This window comes from Bradyrhizobium sp. LCT2, from assembly GCF_009931255.1.
GTDB classification, from domain to species: Bacteria; Pseudomonadota; Alphaproteobacteria; order Rhizobiales; family Xanthobacteraceae; genus Bradyrhizobium; species Bradyrhizobium diazoefficiens.
This window is the reverse complement of the sequence record NZ_CP034432.1, coordinates 850,952-870,205: the sequence shown is the minus strand read 5'-3', so window position 1 is coordinate 870,205 and position 19,254 is coordinate 850,952. Positions and strand designations below refer to the sequence as shown.

Sequence of the window (19,254 nt, the reverse complement as noted above, 5' to 3'; positions counted from 1 at the left end):
CGACATGACAGCAATGACGGCTTCTCATCTGATTTCACGTTGGTCCGGTGCCTTCTGGTCGGGAGCACTCGGCATCTGTGCGATCGTCGCCGTCATCCGTCCCGCTGAGGCTGATCCCCGCGCCGTGGTTGAGCTCTTCACCTCGCAGGGCTGCTCCTCCTGCCCGCCCGCCGACAAGATCATCGGCGATCTCTCCAGCGATCCCTCGATCATCGCGCTGAGCATGCCGATCGATTATTGGGATTATCTCGGCTGGAAGGACACGCTGGCGGATTCGCGCTTCTCGGCGCGGCAGCGCGCTTATTCGCGCATGCGCGGCGACCGCGAGGTCTACACCCCGCAGGTCGTGGTGAACGGCTCGACGCATGTCGTCGGCAGTGATCGTGCCGGCATCGAGAGTGCGATCGGCAAGACCGACAAAGGCATGGGCGTGATGAGCGTGCCGGTGACGATGTCGCTCTCGGGCAAGCAGATCAACGTGTCGGTGGCCGCGAGCAAGGAGCCGGCGATCTCGCACGGCGAAGTCTGGATCTGCTCGATTGCGAAGTCAGTGCCGATCGCGATCGCCAAAGGCGAAAATCGCGGACAGCAGATCACCTATCACAACGTGGTGCGCAACCTGCTCAAGGTCGGCGACTGGAACGGTCGTCCGGAAAGCTGGACGGTGCCGATCGAGAACCTCACGCGCGACGGCGTCGATGGCGCGGTGGTTTATGTCCAGGACGGCAGCCGCGAGAAACCCGGCCCGATGCTGGGCGCGGCATACACGTCGCTGCACTGACGCGCACGCTTCGCATTCTTCCTGATGCGCGGTCTGGCTCTATCTCCTCATGGTGAGGAGCGCGCCCCTTGCGCGCGCGGCGGACGATGCTGCGCATCGCCGCGAGAACCATGAAAGGCCCCGCTGATGCCGCTCGGGCCTCGATCCTTCGGGACGCCGCGCGAAGGATGAGGGGAGAGAGCGTACGCAAGATCGTGTCGGAAAGATCTTGTCCCTCGTCATTCCGGGGCGCGCCTCTTTGGCGCGAGCCCGGAATCCATTTCTCAACTGGGAACCTTGGATTGATGGATTCCGGGCCCGCGCTTCGCGCGTCCCGGAATGACAGCGGGGGAAGAAACATCCCGACACAAACAAAAAAGGACCAACTCGCGTTGGCCCTCCTTGTCGCGCGTACAGACCCGATCCCGTCGACCCCGGGGGGCTGGGGGCTGAGGAATCCGGAACCGAAAGGACCGGGTCAACGCACACAGCTCTTTTCGCAGTGCAGGGCGGCAGGCGCTGGGCGGAAAAGCGGCGATACTATGATTCCTGCTAACGATCCCGTGACGGTTCGTCGCGACAGAGTTCCACCGTTGCGTGTGTTCCGATTCGCCCCCGGTTCAATGGGTTGCACCGAGAGCCCTTCAAACAGCCCTCGAGAGCCCCTTGCGGTGGGGAACGGTTGGCGCAATCATGCGATTGTCATGATCCGCGGTTCCGGGGACGGTTTTCGCGGACGCGATCATGCCGTGCGATCAGGAGGCGCTCCATGAGTCTGACGTCGGAGGATGCCGATCCGAGCGAGCAGCGCGCGGCGGCGCGTCCCCCCGCTGCGAATGCGCAGCCGAACCAGGTGACCTTCAACCGGCTCGAGCTGCGCCGAATTCTCAATCTCTACGGCCGCATGGTCGCCGACGGCGAGTGGCGCGACTATGCCATCGACTTCCTGAAGGACCGTGCGGTGTTCTCGGTCTATCGCCGTGCCTCGGAAGTGCCGATCTATCGCATCGAGAAGGACCCGCGCCTCGCGCGCAAGCAGGGCATGTACAGCGTGATCTCGGCGACCGGCCTGATCCTGCGCCGCGGCCACGAGCTCGAGCGCGTGCTGCTGGTGATCGATCGCAAGCTGGCCGTGGTGTAGCAAACTCCTCTCGTCATTCCGGGATGCGCCGATAGGCGCAGGCCCGGAATCCATAACCCCGGCCTGTGGTTATGGATTCCGGGCTCGCGACTTCGTCGCGCCCCGGAATGACGATGAAGAAACGCTTACTTCCCCGGCACCGTGCTGGCGCCCTCGCCGAGCTCGCGCTGCATCATCACCGTGTCGAGCCAGCGGCCGAATTTCAGCCCGACATTGGGATGCGTGCCGATCATCCTGAAGCCGCCCTTGGTGTGCACGCCGATCGAGCCGGCATTGGCGGAATCGCCGATCACCGCGATCATCTGGCGGAAGCCGCGCGCCTCGCACTCGGCGATCAGCCGCTCCAGCAGCAACGAGCCGACGCCGCGGCGGTGGAAGGAGGGGTCGAGATAGATCGAATTCTCGACCGTGAAGCGATAGGCCGGCCGCGGCCGGTAGGCGCCGGCATAGGCGTAGCCGGCAACGCTGCCGTCGAGGATGGCGACGAAATAGGGATAGCCGCCGTCGACCAGCGCGCGGTAGCGCCGCGTCATCTCGGCAAGATCCGGCGGCTCCAGCTCGAACGTCGCCGTGCCCTCGCGGACGGCCTGCTGGTAGATGGCGGTGATGGCGGGGAGGTCGGCCTCAAGGGTGGGCCTGATTTCAGGTGCGGACATGGGGAAAGATTAGAGCCTTCCCGCGGCGGCCGGAAGAGGCAACATCGTTTCCATATACTCCGTCATTGCGAGGAGCCCTTGCGACGAAGCAATCCAGAAATGCATCCGCGGAGGCACCCTGGATTGCTTCGCTGCGCTCGCAATGGCGGTGTTCGTGGAGGCACCCGGCCCAAACAAAAAACCCCGGCCTTGCGGCCGGGGCTCATGTCGTTCTCTCTGGTCGATCGCTTAATCGCGCTGGCCGAGGAGCTGCAGGAGCAGCGTGAACAGGTTGATGAAGTTCAGGTACAGCGACAGCGCGCCGGTGATGGCCGCACGCTCTGCGATGTCACCGCCGGCCGCAGCGTAGCCGTAGATGTAGTCGTTCTTCAGCCGCTGGGTATCCCAGGCGGTGAGGCCCGCGAACACCAGCACGCCGACCACCGACACGATGAACTGCAGCATCGAGCTCGCCAGGAACAAATTCACCAGGCTCGCGATGATGATGCCGATCAGGCCCATGAACAGGAACGAGCCCATCCCGGTCAGGTCACGCTTGGTGGTGTAGCCGTAGAGGCTGAGCGCACCGAAGGTCGCCGCGGTGATGAAGAACACCCGCACGATCGAGGTGTGCGTGAACACCAGGAAGATCGACGACAGCGAGATGCCCATCAGCGCCGAGAACACCCAGAACAGGATCTGGGCGGTCGAGGGCGCCAGACGGTTGATGCCAGCGGAGATCACGAACACCATGGCGAGCGGCGCGAGCATGAACAGCCACTTCAGGGGGCTGACGAACATCGCATAGCCGAACGGCGTCAGGAACAGCTTGCCGACGCGGACGGCTTCCGGGGTCGGAACGTCGGTCACGGCGGCCATGTAGACGCCGAGTGCGGCAAGGCCCGTGATGGCGAGGCCAATGCTCATGTAGTTGTAGATGCGCAGCATGTAGGCGCGCAGGCCGGCATCGACCGTCGCGGCGTCAACACGCCCGGCGGCCCTGCCGAAAGGAGAAGCGTAGTTACGGTCTAGGTCCGACATGGTCGAATTCCCGTTGGTTGGCCGGTCCGGCATGAGGGTCGCCATGCCGCCGGTTCGTCAAACTCTATCTCGGATACCGATGTCTGCCGACTAAATTTTGGCTAACAATCGGGGGTCCGAACCCATTGGATATGTGGGAAACTAACACATTCGCTGCAACCGTCCACGCGCGGCCGAATGTCGCCCTCGCCGGCAATCCTGGCGAGCGGACGTGGTTAATCGCAAGAATCGTGCGTTTCCGCACCCGCGCGGCGGCCCGCTACCTTTTGTCACAAATTCCGCAACACCGTGGCGGGCTTTTTGTTCAACGCCAGGAGCGTGCCGGCGAGCCCTAGCCCGACGGTGACGACCAGGGCGGCCACGACCACGCCGGCCGCGCTGCCGGCCTGCCAGACGAAGCTGAGCGTCATCAGCCGCGTCACGATCATCCAGGCGGCGATGCTGCCGGCGATCACGCCGAAGACCGCGGTTGCAAGCCCGATCAGGAGGTATTCGAGCGCATAGGCGCCGAGCAGCCGCAGCCGCGTCGCGCCCAGCGTCTTCAGGATCACCGCATCGTAGACCCGGTGGCGATGGCCGGCCGCGAGCGCCCCGCCGAGCACCAGGATCGCCGAGATCAGGGTCACGGCGCTCGCGCCGCGGATCGCCAGCGCAAGATTGGTCACGACCGAGCCGACCGTCTCCATCACCTCGCGCACGCGCACGCTCGTCACCATCGGGTAGGTGTCGGCCACCTGCTTGATGATCCTGCCGTCGCCTTCGGCATTGCTGCCGGCTTCCGTCAGCGTCGCGATATGGGTATGCGGCGCGCCCTTGAAGGCGTTCGGCGAGAACACCAGGACGAAATTGATGCCGAGCCCCTGCCAGTCGATGTTGCGCAGATTGCTGATCTTCGCCGGGATGTCGCGGCCGAGCACGTTGACCACGACCTCGTCGCCGAGCTTGAGGCCGAGCCCGTCGGCGATCTTCTTCTCCATCGAGACCAGCGGCGGGCCGGAATAGTCGGCGCTCCACCACTCGCCCTCGACCACCTTGGAGCCCTTCGGCAGCTCGCCGGTATAGGTGAGGCCGCGGTCGCTTTGCAGCACCCACTCGGAATCGGTCGTCGGCTTGAGCTCTTCGGCGCGGACGCCGCGTGCGGCGACGATGCGCCCGCGCAGCATCGGCACGTCCTCGACCTTGGCGCCGGGCGCGATCTGGCGCAGATAGCCGTCGAACTGCGCGGCCTGCGTGCTCGGAATGTCGATGAAGAAGAACGACGGCGCCTGGTCCGGCAGGGCCGCGAGGAACTGCCGGCGCAGATTGCCGTCGATCTGGGTGATGGTGACGAGCACGGCGAGCCCGAGGCCGAGCGATAGCACGACCGAGGGCGTCAGCGCGCCGGGCCGGTGGATGTTGGCGATCGCGAGCCGCAGCATCGGCAGCCGCGTCCGCGGCATCCGCCGCGCGATCGTCATCAGCAGGGCGGCGATGCCGCGCAGCAGCGCGAACACGACGACCGAGGAGGCCACGAACACCGCCGCGATGCGTTTGTCGAAGGACAGGCCGATCACGACCGCGACGAGCAGGGCGATCACGACGCCCATGAACACGAGATAGCTCCAGCGCGGCCGGTGCCATTCGGAGCTGATGGTGTCGCGGAACAGTGCGGCGACCGGCACGTCGTGCACCCGTCCGAGCGGCCACAGGCCGAAGGCGAGCGCGGTCAAGAGGCCGTAGACGAAGGACAGCGCGAGCTCGTCAGCGTGCACGGCCGGCACCACCGGCAGCGGCAGCAGCTTGCCGAACAGCCCGACGATGGCGAAGGGCATGGCGGCGCCGAGCGCGAGCCCGATCACGGACCCGATCGCGGCCAGCAGGATGACCTGGGCGAGATAGATGCCGAACACGTCGCGGCCCGTGGCGCCGACGGCCTTGAAGGCCGCGATCACCTCGAGCTTCCGGTCGATATGGCTCTTCACCGCGTTGGCGACGCCGACGCCGCCGACCAGCAGCGCGGCGAGGCCGACCAGCGTCAGGAACTGCGTGAAGCGGCTGATGTTGCGCTCGAGCTGCGGCGAGGCGTTGGAGCGGCTGCGGACTTCCCAGCCGGCCTGCGGCGCGGCGTTGCGCGCATCGGCGATGAAGGCGTCGGTGGCGCGCTCGTTGTTGGCGGTATCGGGCAGCTTCACCCGGTAGACCCAGCGCACTAGGCTGCCGGGCTGGATCAGGCCGGTGGCCCGCAGGCCCGCCTCGCTGATCAGGAAGCGCGGGCCGAAGCCGATGCCGCCGGCGAGCTTGTCGGGCTCGGCTTCGACGGTGCTGCGGATCTGGAAGGTCGCCGAGCCGATGGTGACGCGGTCGCCGGTCTTGAGCGAGAGCCGCGCCAGCAGCGTCGGATCGGCAGCCGCGCCGAACGCGCCGTCACGCTCCGCAAGGATGTCGGACATCGCTAGCTGTGGCGCCAGCGTCAATTGGCCGAGCATCGGATAGGTGTCGTCGACCGCCTTCATCTCGACCAGCGCGAGCTGGCCGTCGGCCGAGCGCGCCATGCCGCGCAGGGTCGCGGCGGTCGAGACGGTGCCGCGCGAACGCAGGAAAGCGACTTCCTCGGGCTTGGCCTCGCGCTGGAACAGCACGAAGGAGACGTCGCCGCCGAGCAGCGTGCGGCCTTCGCGGGCGAGGCCGTCGGAGAGGCTCGCCGACACCGAGCCGACGCCGGCGATCGCCATCACGCCGAGCGCGATGCAGGCGATGAAGACGTAGAAGCCGCGCAGACCCCCGCGCAATTCGCGTAAGGCGTAGCGGAGCGACAACGCGGCGGCGTTGGGCCGCACGAACGGTTCGGCCGCGGCGCTCATGCCGGCGCAGACTGCGTGTCGATGCGCCCGGAGCGCAGGCGGATCACGCGATCGCAGCGATGCGCGAGCGAGGAATCGTGCGTGACCAGCACCAGGGTCATGCCGCGCTCGGCATGCTTGGTGAAGAGCAGGTCGACGATCTGTTTTCCGGTTGCCTCGTCGAGATTGCCGGTCGGCTCGTCGGCGACGAGGATCGCGGGATCGGGCGCCAGCGCGCGCGCGAGCGCGACGCGCTGCTGCTCGCCGCCGGAAAGCTGCGTCGGATAATGATGCAGGCGGTCGCCGAGCCCGACCGATTGCAGCTCCTGCGCCGCGCGTTTCGCGGCCTCGGGATTGCCGGCAAGCTCGAGCGGCACGGCGACATTCTCCAGCGCCGTCATGGTCGGGATCAGATGGAAGGACTGGAAGACGATGCCGACCTGGCGGCCGCGGAAGCGGGCGAGCGCGTCCTCGTCGAGGGCATTGAAAGGCGTGCCGTTCACCACCACCTCTCCGCTATCAGGACGCTCCAGCCCCGCCATCACCATCAGCAGCGTGGATTTGCCCGAGCCTGACGGGCCGATCAGGCCAATCGTCTCGCCCGAGGCGACCCGCAAGCTGATATCCTTGAGGATGTGAACGCGTGCCGCGCCCGTACCCAATGAGAGATTGACGTTGGAGATGGCGATGGTGTCCGGCGTGGTGCCGGCGAGCGAAGAGGATTCGATGCGAGTGTCCATGGTCCGGTCATATGGCAACTCCGATAGCGCGGTCGAGAGGCGTTACGGATTGTTCATGCACATAGCCGTGTTGGTGCTCGCCGTGATGACAATTGCGACAAATGCGTCGGCACAGGCCCAGCCGGCCGCCAAACCGCTCAAGCTGGTGGTCCTCGGCGATTCCCTGAGCGCCGGCCTCGGCCTCCCGGCCCAGGAGGCATTCCCCACGAAACTTCAAAAATCCTTGCAGGCCAAAGGCATAGAGGTTGAAATGACCAATGCCGGGGTGTCCGGCGACACCGCCTCCGGCGGCCGCGACCGGCTCGACTGGTCGGTCCCTGAGGGAACCGAGGGGGTGATCGTCGAGCTCGGCGCCAACGACGCGCTGCGCGGCATCGATCCCGGCCTGACGCGCACCGCGCTGACCGACATCGTCCAGCGGCTGAAGGCGCGCAGGATTCCGGTGATGCTGTGCGGCATGCTGGCGCCGCCGAATTACGGCGCCGACTACGCCGCCCGATTCAATTCGATTTATCCGGATCTTGCGAAACAATTCGACGTGCCGCTCTATCCGTTCTTTCTCGACGGCGTTGCGGCCGACGCCAAGCTCAACCAGGCCGACGGCATCCATCCGACCGCGGCGGGCGTCGACATCATCGTCGGCAACATGATGCCCACGGTGGAGGCATTCCTGCGCAACATAAGCGAGCAACGCCGTTGAAAAGCAGGCAACGCTAACCCTAATTCCCAGGGTTTTCCCGGGGTGGCCCGCGCGATGCTTCGCAGAGTCACACAACTGCGATAGGAATCAGGGTACCGGTGATTCGTCGCCGGCTCTAATTTGGATAAGGTCCTGCTTCAAGGGACCGTACCCAAGCATCGGGAGTGCGAAACGATGCCGCGTTTGTTCACTGGTCTGGAAATTCCGGCCGAGATCGGCCAGACGCTTTCCAACTTGAGGGGCGGCCTTCCCGGCGCCCGCTGGATCGATCCCGAAAATTATCACGTCACCTTGCGCTTCATCGGCGATATCGACGGCGTCTCCGCCAACGAGATCGCCTCGATGCTGTTTCGCGTCAACCGCAAACCGTTCGAGGTGAAGGTGCAGGGGCTGACGAGCTTCGGCGGCCGCAAGCCGCGCGCGGTGGTCGCCACCATCGCGCCGAGCAAGCCGCTGATCGAATTGCAGGCCGAGCTCGAGCGGATGATGCAGCGGATCGGCCTTAATCCGGAGGGACGCAAGTTCATCCCGCACGTCACGCTGGCGCGACTGCACGACGCCACCGACCGTGACGTCGCCGACTATCTGTCGCTGCGCGGCTACTTCCCGAGCAAGGCGTTCATGGCCGAACGTTTTGTCTTGTTCTCGTCCCGTGCATCGACCGGCGGCGGACCGTATGTGGTCGAGGACGCCTACGAGCTGTGTGAGTAGGTCTTTACCTCTCCCCGCCTGCGGGGAGAGTGAGGAAATTCGCATACCCCTGACACCAATTCACGGCTTGCAATTTCCGTTCGTCTCTGGCGGTAAAGAGCCATGCTCTCGACCCCCAGTTCCCCATTCCGCGAGGCCTATCAGGCCCAGATCGCCGACGGCGCGATCGAGCCCGATGCCGCGCAGGCCGAAGTCGCCGAAGCCTATGCGGCGCTCGACCAGCGGCTCGGCAGCTACAAGCCGCAGCGCAAGCAGGGCCTGCTCAGCCGTCTGTTCAGCAGTGACAAGGACGAGGCGCCGCACGGGCTCTACATCCATGGCGAGGTCGGCCGCGGCAAGACCATGCTGATGGACCTGTTCTTCCAGCACTCCTCGGTCGAGCACAAGCACCGCGCGCATTTCCACGAGTTCATGGCCGATGTGCACGAGCGCATCTACGACTATCGCCAGAGCATCGCGCGCGGCGAGATCGCCGACGGCGACGTCATCGCGCTGACCGCGAACGCGATCTTCGAGGAGAGCTGGCTGCTTTGCTTCGACGAATTCCACGTCACCGACATCGCGGACGCGATGATCCTCGGCCGCCTGTTCGCAAAGCTGTTCGATCTCGGCACCGTGGTGGTCGCAACCTCCAACGTCGCGCCCGACGATCTCTACAAGGGCGGCCTCAACCGTTCGCTGTTCCTGCCCTTCATCAAGCAGATCACCGACCACATGGACGTGGCGCGGCTCGATGCGCGCACCGACTTCCGGCTGGAGAAGCTTCAGGGCGTGCCGATGTGGCTGACGCCGGCGGATGGCGATGCGGACGCAGCCCTCGACCGCGCCTGGTCGCGGATGAGCGGCAGCGCCAAATGCAAGTCGCGCGATATTTCGATCAAGGGCCGCATCCTGCACGTGCCGTGCTCGGCCCATGGCGTGGCGCGGTTCTCGTTCGCCGATCTCTGCGAGAAGCCGCTGGGCGCATCGGATTACCTCAGGCTCGCGCACGACTATCACACCATCCTGGTCGACCATATTCCAGTGATGGACTTCTCCCAGCGCAACGCCGCCAAGCGCTTCATCACGCTGATCGATACGCTCTATGACAATGCCGTGAAGCTGATGGCCTCGGCCGACGCCAACCCGATCTCGCTGTACGTCGCCGACGAGGGCAACGAGGCCAACGAGTTCAAGCGGACCGCCTCGCGCCTGATCGAAATGAGCTCGGAATCCTATCTGGCGCTGCCTCACGGCCGCAAGGATTCCACCGCCAGCGGCTCCACTAAGGGGCTGGTGGAGACTTAAGTCCTATTTCACCATTTTCTCCGCCGTCATTCCGGGGCGCGACAAAGTCGCGAGCCCGGAATCCATCGCGCCACCAACTCTGCAGCCCGATGGATTCCGGGCCTGCGCCTGTCGGCGCATCCCGGAATGACGGACGGGGGTATGCTGGCTGCGATCTCGGCAAGCCCGACAATTGGGCATCCACCGACTTGAACGGGCGAAGCGAAAGGGATAACCACCCTGTCAGTTTTCCCCTCCTTACGTGTCTAAAGGACAGGTTCACATGGCGCGCGACAAGATTGCTTTGATTGGCTCCGGTCAGATCGGCGGAACGCTGGCTCACCTCATCGGCCTGAAAGAACTGGGCGACGTCGTGATGTTCGACATCGCCGAGGGCGTGCCGCAGGGCAAGGCGCTCGACATTGCGCAGTCCTCCCCGGTCGACGGCTTTGACGCTCACTACACCGGCGCGAACTCCTACGAGGCGCTCGACAACGCCAAGGTCTGCATCGTCACCGCCGGCGTGCCGCGCAAGCCCGGCATGAGCCGCGACGATCTCCTCTCCATCAACCTCAAGGTCATGGAGCAGGTCGGCGCCGGCATCAAGAAGTATGCCCCCGACGCCTTCGTCATCTGCATCACCAACCCGCTCGACGCCATGGTGTGGGCGCTCCAGAAGGCCTCGGGCCTGCCGCACAAGAAGGTCGTTGGCATGGCCGGCGTGCTGGACTCTGCGCGCTTCCGCTACTTCCTGGCCGACGAATTCAACGTCTCCGTTGAAGACGTCACCGCCTTCGTGCTCGGCGGCCACGGCGACACCATGGTGCCGCTGGTGAAGTACTCCACCGTCGCCGGCATCCCGCTGCCTGACCTCGTCAAGATGGGCTGGACCTCGCAGGCGCGCCTCGACGAGATCGTCGACCGCACCCGCAACGGCGGCGCCGAGATCGTCAACCTGCTCAAGACCGGCTCGGCCTTCTACGCCCCGGCCGCTTCCGCGATCGCGATGGCCGAGAGCTATCTGCGTGACAAGAAGCGCGTGCTGCCCAGCGCCGCCTACCTCAACGGCGAATACGGCGTGAAGGACATGTATGTCGGCGTGCCCGTCGTGATCGGCTCCAAGGGTGTCGAGCGCGTCGTCGAGATCGAGCTCGCCGGCAAGGACCGCGAGGCCTTCGACAAGTCGGTCGGCGCGGTGCAGGGCCTGGTCGACGCCTGCAAGAAGATCGCCCCCGATCTTCTCGGCCGCTAAGGCGCAAACAAATCCCGCCGAAGATCGGAAAACCGGTCTTCGGCGGTTTCACTTCTGGGGCCCGGCTGCAACTCTTGTTGAAGGCTTGGCGGGTTCCGGCTCAGCAGTCCAAAGATCTCGATGTCAAAGAATCCGGGTTGCAGTTCCTGTGGTATATGGTATGCCAGCCACAAGACTGAGGTGGGCCTACGAGGTCACCGCCCGCGGATTCAGGGAGCGACCATATGAATATCCATGAATATCAGGCCAAAGCGCTGCTGGGCGAGTTCGGCGTCCCAATCTCCAAGGGCGTGCCGGTCCTTAAAGCCGCAGACGCGGAGGCCGCCGCCAAGGCGCTGCCCGGTCCGGTCTATGTGGTGAAGAGCCAGATCCATGCCGGTGGCCGCGGCAAGGGCAAGTTCAAGGAAGCCTCCGCCGGCGACAAGGGCGGTGTCCGCATCGCCAAGTCGGCCGCCGAGGTCTCCGAATTCGCCAAGCAGATGCTCGGCGCGACGCTCGTGACGATCCAGACCGGCCCTGCCGGCAAGCAGGTCAACCGCCTCTACATCGAGGACGGCTCCGACATCGACAAGGAGTTCTATCTCTCGCTGCTGGTCGACCGCGAGACCTCGCGCGTCTCGTTCGTCGTGTCGACCGAAGGCGGCGTCAACATCGAGGACGTCGCGCACAACACGCCCGAAAAGATCGTCACCTTCTCGGTCGATCCCGCGACCGGCATCATGGGCCATCACGGCCGCACCGTCGCCAACGCGCTGAAGCTCTCGGGCGATCTCGCCAAGCAGGCCGAGAAGCTCACCGCGCAGCTCTACGCGGCATTCGTCGCCAAGGACATGTCGATGCTGGAGATCAACCCGCTGGTCGTGACCAAGCAGGGTCAGCTCCGCGTGCTCGACGCCAAGGTGTCGTTCGACGACAACGCGCTGTTCCGTCATCCCGAGGTGCTCGCGCTGCGCGACGAGACCGAGGAAGACGCCAAGGAAATCGAGGCGTCCAAGTACGACCTCAACTACGTCACCCTCGACGGCAACATCGGCTGCATGGTCAACGGCGCCGGTCTCGCCATGGCGACGATGGACATCATCAAGCTCTACGGCATGGCGCCGGCGAACTTCCTCGACGTCGGCGGCAGCGCCAGCAAGGAGAAGGTCGCGGCCGCGTTCAAGATCATCACCGCCGATCCCAACGTGAAAGGCATCCTGGTCAACATCTTCGGCGGCATCATGAAGTGCGACGTGATCGCCGAGGGCGTCACGGCCGCCGTGCGCGAGGTCGGCCTCAGCGTGCCGCTGGTGGTTCGCCTCGAAGGCACCAATGTCGAGCTCGGCAAGAAGATCATCCTTGAATCCGGTCTGAACGTGGTGCCGGCCGACAATCTCGACGACGCCGCGCAGAAGATCGTGAAGGCCGTCAAGGGAGGCTAACGCCATGGCCCAGGACCATCTCGCCGCATCATCTCCGCTTGCAGAGCACGCGCGTCTCGCCGCGTTCGCCGGCGAATGGGATGGCGAAGAGGTGGTCTTCCCGTCGCGCTGGACGGCGGGCGGGCCGGCCACCTCGCACACCGTCGCGCGCATGGATCTCAACGGGTTCTACCTGATCCAGGACTCGGTCCAGATGCGCGACGGCAAGCAGATCTTCGCCACCCACGGCATCTTCACCTTCGACCGCGAGGACCGGACCTACAAATTGTTCTGGTACGACTCGCTCGGCTACACGCCGCCTTCGCCCGCCTCCGGCGGGTGGGTCGGCAAGACCCTGACGCTGGTGCGCGGCTCGCTCCGCGGCAATGCGCGCCACGTCTACGAGATCATCGACGACAATTCCTACTCGTTGAAGATCCAGTTCTCGCCGGACGCGGAAGGCTGGGCTGACGTGCTCACCGGCGTCTACCGCCGCATCCACTGACCTCTCACTCGTTAGTTTCGCGAAAGCAGACCTCATGTCCATCCTGATCGACAAGAACACCAAGGTCATCTGCCAGGGCTTCACCGGCAAGAACGGCACCTTCCATTCGGAGGCCGCGATTGCCTACGGCACCAAGATGGTCGGCGGCACTTCGCCGGGCAAAGGCGGCTCGACGCATCTGGGCCTGCCGGTGTTCGACACCGTGCGCGACGCGCGTGAGAAGACCGGCGCGGACGCGTCGGTGATCTACGTGCCGCCGCCGGGCGCGGCCGATGCGATCTGCGAAGCCATCGACGCCGAGATCCCGCTGATCGTCTGCATCACGGAAGGCATTCCGGTCATCGACATGGTCCGCGTGAAGCGCTCGCTGGCCGGTTCCAAGTCCCGCCTGATCGGGCCGAACTGCCCGGGCGTCATGACCGCCGGCGAATGCAAGATCGGCATCATGCCGGCCAACATCTTCAAGACCGGCAGCGTCGGCATCGTCTCCCGCTCCGGCACGCTGACCTATGAAGCCGTGTTCCAGACCTCGCAGGAAGGCCTCGGCCAGACCACCGCGGTCGGCATCGGCGGCGACCCGGTCAAGGGAACCGAGTTCATCGACGTGCTGGAAATGCTGCTCGCCGACCCCAAGACGGAATCGATCATCATGATCGGCGAGATCGGCGGTTCCGCCGAGGAGGACGCCGCCCAGTTCCTCAAGGACGAGGCCAAGCGCGGCCGCAAGAAGCCGATGGTCGGCTTCATCGCCGGCGTCACCGCCCCTCCCGGCCGCCGCATGGGTCATGCCGGCGCGATCATTTCAGGCGGCAAGGGCGACGCCGGTTCCAAGACCGACGCGATGAAATCGGCTGGGATTACAGTGTCGCCGTCGCCCGCCCGCCTCGGGCACACGCTTGCCGAAAAGTTGAAAGGCTAATTCACTTCTTCGTACTTTTCCGGGCGAAGTTTCGCAGCAAATAGGGTAAATGGTGCCAATCGCGCTGGGCCTCTGCCGGGGAGCCCAGCGCCAGCGCCGTTTGTTATGCGCGAACCGAAATCGCCAGGAACTCAAGTATGTCTCGCCAAGACGCGAACGCAGCCTTTGCCCTCTCATCTTTTTTGCAGGGCACCAACGCCACCTACATCGACGAAATCTACGCCCGCTACGAGAAGGACCCGTCCTCGGTCGACGCCGAGTGGCAGGAGTTCTTCAAGAGCCTGAAGGACCAGCCGGACGACGTCCGCAGGAACGCCGAGGGCCCGTCCTGGGAGCGCGCCAACTGGCCGCTGACGCCGCAGGACGACCTGACCTCCGCCCTCGACGGCAACTGGGCCGAGGTCGAGAAGGCGGTCGGCGGCAAGATCGCCGCCAAGGCGCAGGCCAAGGGCGCCGATATCTCCTCCGCCGATCTGCTCCAGGCGACGCGCGACTCGGTCCGCGCCTTGATGCTGATCCGCTCCTACCGCATGCGCGGCCACTTCCACGCCAAGCTCGATCCGCTCGGCATCGAGGCGCCGCGCAACCGCGAAGAGCTCGACCCGCGCACCTACGGCTTCAGCGAGGCCGATTTCGACCGCAAGATCTTCCTCGATCACGTGCTCGGTCTCGAATACGGCACGCTGCGCGAGATCACCGCGATCTGCGAGCGCACCTACTGCCAGACGCTCGGCGTCGAGTTCATGCATATCAGCAATGCCGCGCAGAAGGCCTGGATCCAGGAGCGCATCGAGGGGCCCGATAAGGAAATCTCCTTCACCCGCGAGGGCCGCAGAGCCATCCTGACCAAGCTGGTCGAAGCCGAAGGCTTTGAAAAGTTCTGCGATACCAAGTTTACCGGCACCAAGCGTTTCGGTCTCGACGGTGCTGAATCCCTGATCCCCGCGCTCGAGCAGATCATCAAGCGCGGCGGCAATCTCGGCGTGAAGGAAATCGTGCTGGGCATGCCGCATCGCGGCCGCCTCAACGTGCTGACCCAGGTGATGGGCAAGGCCCACCGCGCGCTGTTCCACGAGTTCAAGGGCGGCTCGGCCAACCCTGACGCGGTCGAAGGCTCCGGCGACGTCAAGTATCACCTCGGCGCCTCCTCGGACCGCGAGTTCGACGGCAACCGCATCCATCTGTCGCTGACCGCCAATCCCTCGCATCTCGAGATCGTCGATCCCGTCGTGCTCGGCAAGGTCCGCGCCAAGCAGGACCAGCACGGCGATCCGCCGGATATGCGCATCTCCGTCATGCCGCTGCTGATGCACGGCGACGCCGCGTTCGCCGGCCAGGGCGTGGTCGCGGAATGCTTCGGTCTGTCGGACCTGAAGGGCTACCGCACCGGCGGCTCCGTGCACTTCATCGTCAACAACCAGATCGGCTTCACCACCTATCCGCGTTACTCGCGTTCCTCGCCCTATCCGTCGGATGTGGCGAAGATGATCGACGCGCCGATCTTCCATGTGAACGGCGACGATCCGGAAGCCGTGGTGTTCGCGGCCAAGGTCGCGACCGAATTCCGGCAGAAGTTCCACAAGCCCGTCGTCATCGACATGTTCTGTTACCGCAGGCATGGCCATAACGAGGGCGACGAGCCGGCGTTCACCCAGCCGGTGATGTACAAGAAGATCGCGGCGCATCCGTCCACGCTCGAGCTCTACGCCCGCCGCCTCATCAGCGAAGGCGTGATGACCGAGGGCGAGGTCGACAAGGCCAAGGCCGACTGGCGCGCGCGGCTCGATGCCGAGTTCGAGGCCGGCACCTCCTACAAGCCGAACAAGGCCGACTGGCTCGACGGCAAGTGGGCGGGCTTCAAGATCGCCGACCAGGAAGAGGACGCCCGCCGCGGCGTCACCGGCGTCGACATCACCGCGCTGAAGGATATCGGCCGCAAGATCACCAAGGTGCCGGATGGTTTCCGCGTCCACCGCACCATCCAGCGCTTCCTGGAGAACCGCTCCAAGGCGATCGACAGCGGCGCCGGCATCGACTGGGCGACCGGCGAAGCGCTGGCGTTCTGCTCGCTGCTCAACGAGAACCATCACGTCCGGCTGTCCGGCCAGGATTCCGAGCGCGGCACCTTCTCGCAGCGCCACTCGGTCCTGATCGACCAGGAAGACGAGAGCCGCTACACGCCGTTCAACCATCTCGGCCACGAGCAGGGCCATTACGAGGTCATCAACTCGCTGCTGTCGGAAGAAGCCGTGCTCGGCTTCGAATATGGCTATTCGCTCGCCGAGCCGAACACGCTGACCCTGTGGGAAGCGCAGTTCGGCGACTTCGCCAACGGCGCGCAGGTCGTGTTCGACCAGTTCATCTCCTCGGGCGAGCGCAAATGGCTGCGCATGTCCGGCCTCGTCTGCCTCTTGCCGCACGGCTATGAAGGGCAGGGACCGGAGCACTCCTCGGCGCGCCTCGAGCGTTACTTGCAGATGTGCGCGGAAGACAACATGCAGGTGGTCTACCCGACCACGCCGGCGAACTACTTCCACGTGCTGCGCCGGCAGCTGCATCGCGAGATCCGTAAACCCCTGATCCTGATGACGCCGAAGTCGCTGCTGCGTCACAAGCGGGCGGTGTCGCGTCTCGAGGAGCTTGCGAAGGGAACGACCTTCCACCGCATCCTGTACGACGACGCCCAGATGCTGCCGACCGATGCCATCAAGCTCGTTCCGGACGAGAAGATCCGCCGCATCGTGCTCTGCTCCGGCAAGGTCTATTACGACCTCTACGAGGAGCGCGAGAAGCGCGGCATCGACGACATCTACCTGATGCGCGTCGAGCAGCTCTATCCGGTGCCGCTGAAGGCGCTGGTGGCCGAGCTGTCGCGCTTCAAGAAGGCCGAAGTGGTGTGGTGCCAGGAAGAGCCCCGCAACATGGGTGCCTGGCACTTCATCGAGCCCTATCTGGAGTGGGTGCTGAACCAGGTGAACGGTGTGAGCCGGCGTCCGCGTTATGTCGGCCGCGCCGCTTCCGCCGCGACCGCCACGGGTCTGATGTCCAAGCATCAGGCTCAGCTGAAGGCGTTCCTGGACGAAGCACTGAGCTGAACTTTTTGAACTGCGTCATGCCCCGCCAAAAGCGGGGCATCCGGCATGCCATGGCGTCCTCGTGAATGCGAACGTCCCGGCTTGCTGGATGGCCTGCTTTTCGCTGGCCGTGACAATTGGAATTCATGACCGCATTGGCGATCCCTTAAGGAAAAGACCATGACTGAAATTCGTGTGCCGACGCTCGGCGAATCCGTCACCGAGGCCACCATCGGCCGCTGGTTCAAGAAGGCCGGCGACCCCGTCGCCGTTGACGAGCCCTTGGTGGAGCTCGAGACCGACAAGGTCACCATCGAAGTCCCGGCGCCCTCCGCCGGCACGCTGAGCGAGATCATCGCCGCTGACGGCGCGACCGTTGCCGTGGGCGCGCTGCTCGGCCAGATCACCGAAGGCGCCGCTGGCGCGGCCAAGCCGGCCGCTGCTCCCGCCAAGCCCGCTGCTGCTCCGGCCGCCGCGGCGGCTGCTGCCGCACCGGCTCCGGCCGCGAAGGCGCCGCCGGCCGACGCCCCGCTCGCCCCCTCCGTGCGCAAGCTCTCGGCCGAGACCGGCATCGACGCTTCGACCGTTCCGGGCTCCGGCAAGGACGGCCGCGTCACCAAGGGCGACATGCTCGCCGCGATCGAGCGCGCGGCCTCTGCGCCGACCCCGGTCAACCAGCCCGCCGCCGCCGTTCAGGTCCGCGCGCTGTCGCCGGCCGATGACGCCGCCCGCGAAGAGCGCGTCAAGATGACCCGGCTGCGCCAGACCATCGCGCGCCGCCTCAAGGACGTGCAGAACACCGCGGCCATGCTCACGACCTTCAACGAGGTCGACATGACCAACGTCATGGCGCTGCGCGCGCACTACAAGGACGCGTTCGAGAAGAAGCACGGCAGCAAGCTCGGCTTCATGGGCTTCTTCACCAAGGCCGTCGTGCAGGCGCTGAAGGACATCCCGGCCGTCAACGCCGAGATCGACGGCACCGACCTGATCTACAAGAACTACTATCACATCGGCGTCGCCGTCGGCACCGACAAGGGCCTCGTCGTGCCCGTGGTGCGTGACTGCGACCACAAGTCGATCGCCGACATCGAGAAGGGCATCGCCGATTTCGGCCGCCGCGCCCGTGACGGCCAGCTCAAGATCGACGAGATGCAGGGCGGTACCTTCACCATCACCAATGGCGGCATCTACGGCTCGCTGATGTCGACCCCAATCCTCAACGCGCCACAGTCCGGCATCCTCGGCATGCACAAGATCCAGGAGCGGCCGATGGTCGTCGGCGGCAAGATCGAGGTCCGCCCGATGATGTACCTGGCGCTGTCCTACGATCACCGCGTCATCGACGGCAAGGAAGCCGTCACCTTCCTCGTCCGCGTCAAGGAGAGCCTGGAAGATCCGGCGCGCCTGGTGCTCGATCTCTGATCGCTGATGCTCTGCGAGCGCCGTCGCCCTCACGCGACGGCGCGTGTCGAACCATGGAGGCGCGCATGACCGATAAAGTCGTTGTCATCACCGGCGGGAGCCGCGGCATCGGGCGGGCGACCGCGATCGCGGCGGCCGCACGCGGCTTCCGTGTCGTCGTCGGCTACGCCAGCAACAAGCAGGCGGCGGACGAAGTCGTCGCGCAGATCGCGGCCAGCAACGGCAAGGCCATCGCGGTGAAATGCGATGTCGCCGAGGAAAGCGACATCCTCGATCTGTTCAGGCAGCGGACAAATTCGGCACGCTCGGCGCCCTCGTCAACAACGGCGGCATCGTCGGCAAGAGCGGCGTGCGCGTCGACGAGATGTCGGCCGAGCGCATCCAGCGCGTGATGGCGGTCAACGTCACCGGCTCCATCCTCTGCGCGCGCGAGGCGGTGAAGCGGATGTCGACAAAGCACGGCGGCAAGGGCGGCGTCATCGTCAATTTGTCGTCGGTCGCAGCCCGGCTCGGCGCACCCAACACCTATGTCGATTACGCCGCATCCAAGGGCGCGGTCGATTCCTTCACCGTCGGGCTCGGCTACGAGGTCGCTGGCGAAGGCATCCGCGTCGCGGCGATCCGGCCCGGCCTGATCGACACCGAAATCCACGCCGCCGGCGGCGAACCCGACCGCGCCCATCGTCTGGCCCATTTGGTGCCGATGAAGCGCGTCGGCACTGCCGAGGAAATCGCCAACGCCATCGTCTGGCTGATGTCGGACGATGCCTCCTACGTCACCTCAGCCATTCTCGATGTGTCCGGCGGACGCTGACGCGCCGCGCGGACGCTGACGCATCTTTCCACGCTAAACTCACGGGACTTTC

15 protein-coding genes and 1 pseudogene are annotated in these 19,254 nt (G+C 65.3%); 12 read left to right on the top strand and 4 right to left on the bottom strand.

Annotation, left to right across the window (positions count from 1 at the left end; translation table 11 throughout):
* The first annotated feature begins 4 nt into the window (after positions 1-4).
* Together EI171_RS04800 and EI171_RS04795 are read left to right on the top strand one after the other, a co-directional pair.
* Entirely contained in the window at positions 5-781 is a 777-nt protein-coding gene (locus tag EI171_RS04800; protein WP_011083296.1) for a thioredoxin family protein, read from the top strand.
* Between the two features lie 748 nt (positions 782-1,529).
* Positions 1,530-1,901 carry a DUF2794 domain-containing protein gene (locus EI171_RS04795; RefSeq protein WP_011083295.1) on the top strand — a complete coding sequence of 124 codons (372 nt, stop codon included), beginning with the start codon at positions 1,530-1,532 and terminating at the stop codon, positions 1,899-1,901.
* A gap of 125 nt (positions 1,902-2,026) precedes the next feature.
* On the opposite strand, the gene EI171_RS04790 is transcribed toward EI171_RS04795, so the two are convergent.
* From EI171_RS04790 to EI171_RS04775, 4 genes are all read right to left on the bottom strand, one after another.
* The gene (locus EI171_RS04790) at positions 2,027-2,557 is read right to left on the bottom strand and encodes a GNAT family N-acetyltransferase (RefSeq protein ID WP_161532725.1); all 531 of its coding nucleotides are present in this window, start codon (positions 2,555-2,557) and stop codon (positions 2,027-2,029) included.
* A gap of 228 nt (positions 2,558-2,785) precedes the next feature.
* Entirely contained in the window at positions 2,786-3,577 is a 792-nt protein-coding gene (locus EI171_RS04785) for a Bax inhibitor-1/YccA family protein (protein ID WP_028174871.1), read from the bottom strand.
* A gap of 269 nt (positions 3,578-3,846) precedes the next feature.
* On the bottom strand, positions 3,847-6,417 hold the full coding sequence (locus tag EI171_RS04780; protein WP_011083292.1) for an ABC transporter permease: 2,571 nt from the start codon (positions 6,415-6,417) through the stop codon (positions 3,847-3,849).
* Entirely contained in the window at positions 6,414-7,136 is a 723-nt protein-coding gene (locus tag EI171_RS04775; RefSeq protein ID WP_060909711.1) for an ABC transporter ATP-binding protein, read from the bottom strand. The genes EI171_RS04780 and EI171_RS04775 overlap by 4 nt, the downstream gene beginning before the upstream one ends.
* A 55-nt stretch (positions 7,137-7,191) precedes the next feature.
* Between EI171_RS04775 and EI171_RS04770 the strand changes: the two genes are divergently transcribed.
* The 10 genes and pseudogenes from EI171_RS04770 (at position 7,192) to EI171_RS04725 (ending at position 19,202) form a co-directional block, all read left to right on the top strand.
* A complete protein-coding gene (locus EI171_RS04770; protein WP_161532724.1) occupies positions 7,192-7,836 on the top strand; it encodes an arylesterase in 645 nt (214 codons plus the stop codon).
* Between the two features lie 174 nt (positions 7,837-8,010).
* Positions 8,011-8,547, top strand: coding sequence for an RNA 2',3'-cyclic phosphodiesterase (gene thpR / locus EI171_RS04765; protein ID WP_011083289.1), 537 nt, complete (start codon positions 8,011-8,013; stop codon positions 8,545-8,547).
* A gap of 102 nt (positions 8,548-8,649) precedes the next feature.
* Entirely contained in the window at positions 8,650-9,834 is a 1,185-nt protein-coding gene (zapE, locus tag EI171_RS04760; RefSeq protein ID WP_161532723.1) for a cell division protein ZapE, read from the top strand.
* A 262-nt stretch (positions 9,835-10,096) separates the two neighbouring features.
* Positions 10,097-11,065 (top strand): malate dehydrogenase, encoded by a 969-nt coding sequence (gene mdh, locus EI171_RS04755; RefSeq protein WP_008145224.1) that lies wholly within the window; start codon positions 10,097-10,099, stop codon positions 11,063-11,065.
* Between the two features lie 224 nt (positions 11,066-11,289).
* Positions 11,290-12,486 carry an ADP-forming succinate--CoA ligase subunit beta gene (sucC, locus tag EI171_RS04750; RefSeq protein ID WP_011083287.1) on the top strand — a complete coding sequence of 399 codons (1,197 nt, stop codon included), beginning with the start codon at positions 11,290-11,292 and terminating at the stop codon, positions 12,484-12,486.
* 4 nt (positions 12,487-12,490) lie between these two features.
* The gene (locus EI171_RS04745) at positions 12,491-12,970 is read left to right on the top strand and encodes a DUF1579 domain-containing protein (protein ID WP_011083286.1); all 480 of its coding nucleotides are present in this window, start codon (positions 12,491-12,493) and stop codon (positions 12,968-12,970) included.
* Between the two features lie 34 nt (positions 12,971-13,004).
* Positions 13,005-13,889, top strand: a complete 885-nt coding sequence (sucD, locus tag EI171_RS04740; protein WP_011083285.1) for a succinate--CoA ligase subunit alpha — start codon at positions 13,005-13,007, stop codon at positions 13,887-13,889.
* A gap of 137 nt (positions 13,890-14,026) precedes the next feature.
* Positions 14,027-16,984: a 2-oxoglutarate dehydrogenase E1 component gene (locus tag EI171_RS04735; RefSeq protein WP_011083284.1), complete on the top strand. Its 2,958-nt coding sequence runs from the start codon at positions 14,027-14,029 to the stop codon at positions 16,982-16,984.
* A 159-nt stretch (positions 16,985-17,143) separates the two neighbouring features.
* A complete protein-coding gene (odhB, locus tag EI171_RS04730; RefSeq protein WP_060909716.1) occupies positions 17,144-18,388 on the top strand; it encodes a 2-oxoglutarate dehydrogenase complex dihydrolipoyllysine-residue succinyltransferase in 1,245 nt (414 codons plus the stop codon).
* Positions 18,389-18,453: 65 nt separating this feature from the next.
* Positions 18,454-19,202: pseudogene (locus tag EI171_RS04725) on the top strand (SDR family oxidoreductase).
* The last annotated feature ends 52 nt before the right edge of the window (positions 19,203-19,254 follow it).

Excerpts from the sequence above, each read along its gene's own strand:
- EI171_RS04800 (WP_011083296.1), top strand. The coding sequence starts at position 5 with ATGACAGCAATGACGGCTTCTCATCTGATTTCACGTTGGTCCGGTGCC.
- EI171_RS04795 (WP_011083295.1), top strand. The coding sequence starts at position 1,530 with ATGAGTCTGACGTCGGAGGATGCCGATCCGAGCGAGCAGCGCGCGGCG.
- EI171_RS04790 (WP_161532725.1), bottom strand. The coding sequence starts at position 2,557 with ATGTCCGCACCTGAAATCAGGCCCACCCTTGAGGCCGACCTCCCCGCC.
- EI171_RS04785 (WP_028174871.1), bottom strand. The coding sequence starts at position 3,577 with ATGTCGGACCTAGACCGTAACTACGCTTCTCCTTTCGGCAGGGCCGCC.
- EI171_RS04780 (WP_011083292.1), bottom strand. The coding sequence starts at position 6,417 with ATGAGCGCCGCGGCCGAACCGTTCGTGCGGCCCAACGCCGCCGCGTTG.
- EI171_RS04775 (WP_060909711.1), bottom strand. The coding sequence starts at position 7,136 with ATGGACACTCGCATCGAATCCTCTTCGCTCGCCGGCACCACGCCGGAC.
- EI171_RS04770 (WP_161532724.1), top strand. The coding sequence starts at position 7,192 with ATGCACATAGCCGTGTTGGTGCTCGCCGTGATGACAATTGCGACAAAT.
- thpR (WP_011083289.1), top strand. The coding sequence starts at position 8,011 with ATGCCGCGTTTGTTCACTGGTCTGGAAATTCCGGCCGAGATCGGCCAG.
- zapE (WP_161532723.1), top strand. The coding sequence starts at position 8,650 with ATGCTCTCGACCCCCAGTTCCCCATTCCGCGAGGCCTATCAGGCCCAG.
- mdh (WP_008145224.1), top strand. The coding sequence starts at position 10,097 with ATGGCGCGCGACAAGATTGCTTTGATTGGCTCCGGTCAGATCGGCGGA.
- sucC (WP_011083287.1), top strand. The coding sequence starts at position 11,290 with ATGAATATCCATGAATATCAGGCCAAAGCGCTGCTGGGCGAGTTCGGC.
- EI171_RS04745 (WP_011083286.1), top strand. The coding sequence starts at position 12,491 with ATGGCCCAGGACCATCTCGCCGCATCATCTCCGCTTGCAGAGCACGCG.
- sucD (WP_011083285.1), top strand. The coding sequence starts at position 13,005 with ATGTCCATCCTGATCGACAAGAACACCAAGGTCATCTGCCAGGGCTTC.
- EI171_RS04735 (WP_011083284.1), top strand. The coding sequence starts at position 14,027 with ATGTCTCGCCAAGACGCGAACGCAGCCTTTGCCCTCTCATCTTTTTTG.
- odhB (WP_060909716.1), top strand. The coding sequence starts at position 17,144 with ATGACTGAAATTCGTGTGCCGACGCTCGGCGAATCCGTCACCGAGGCC.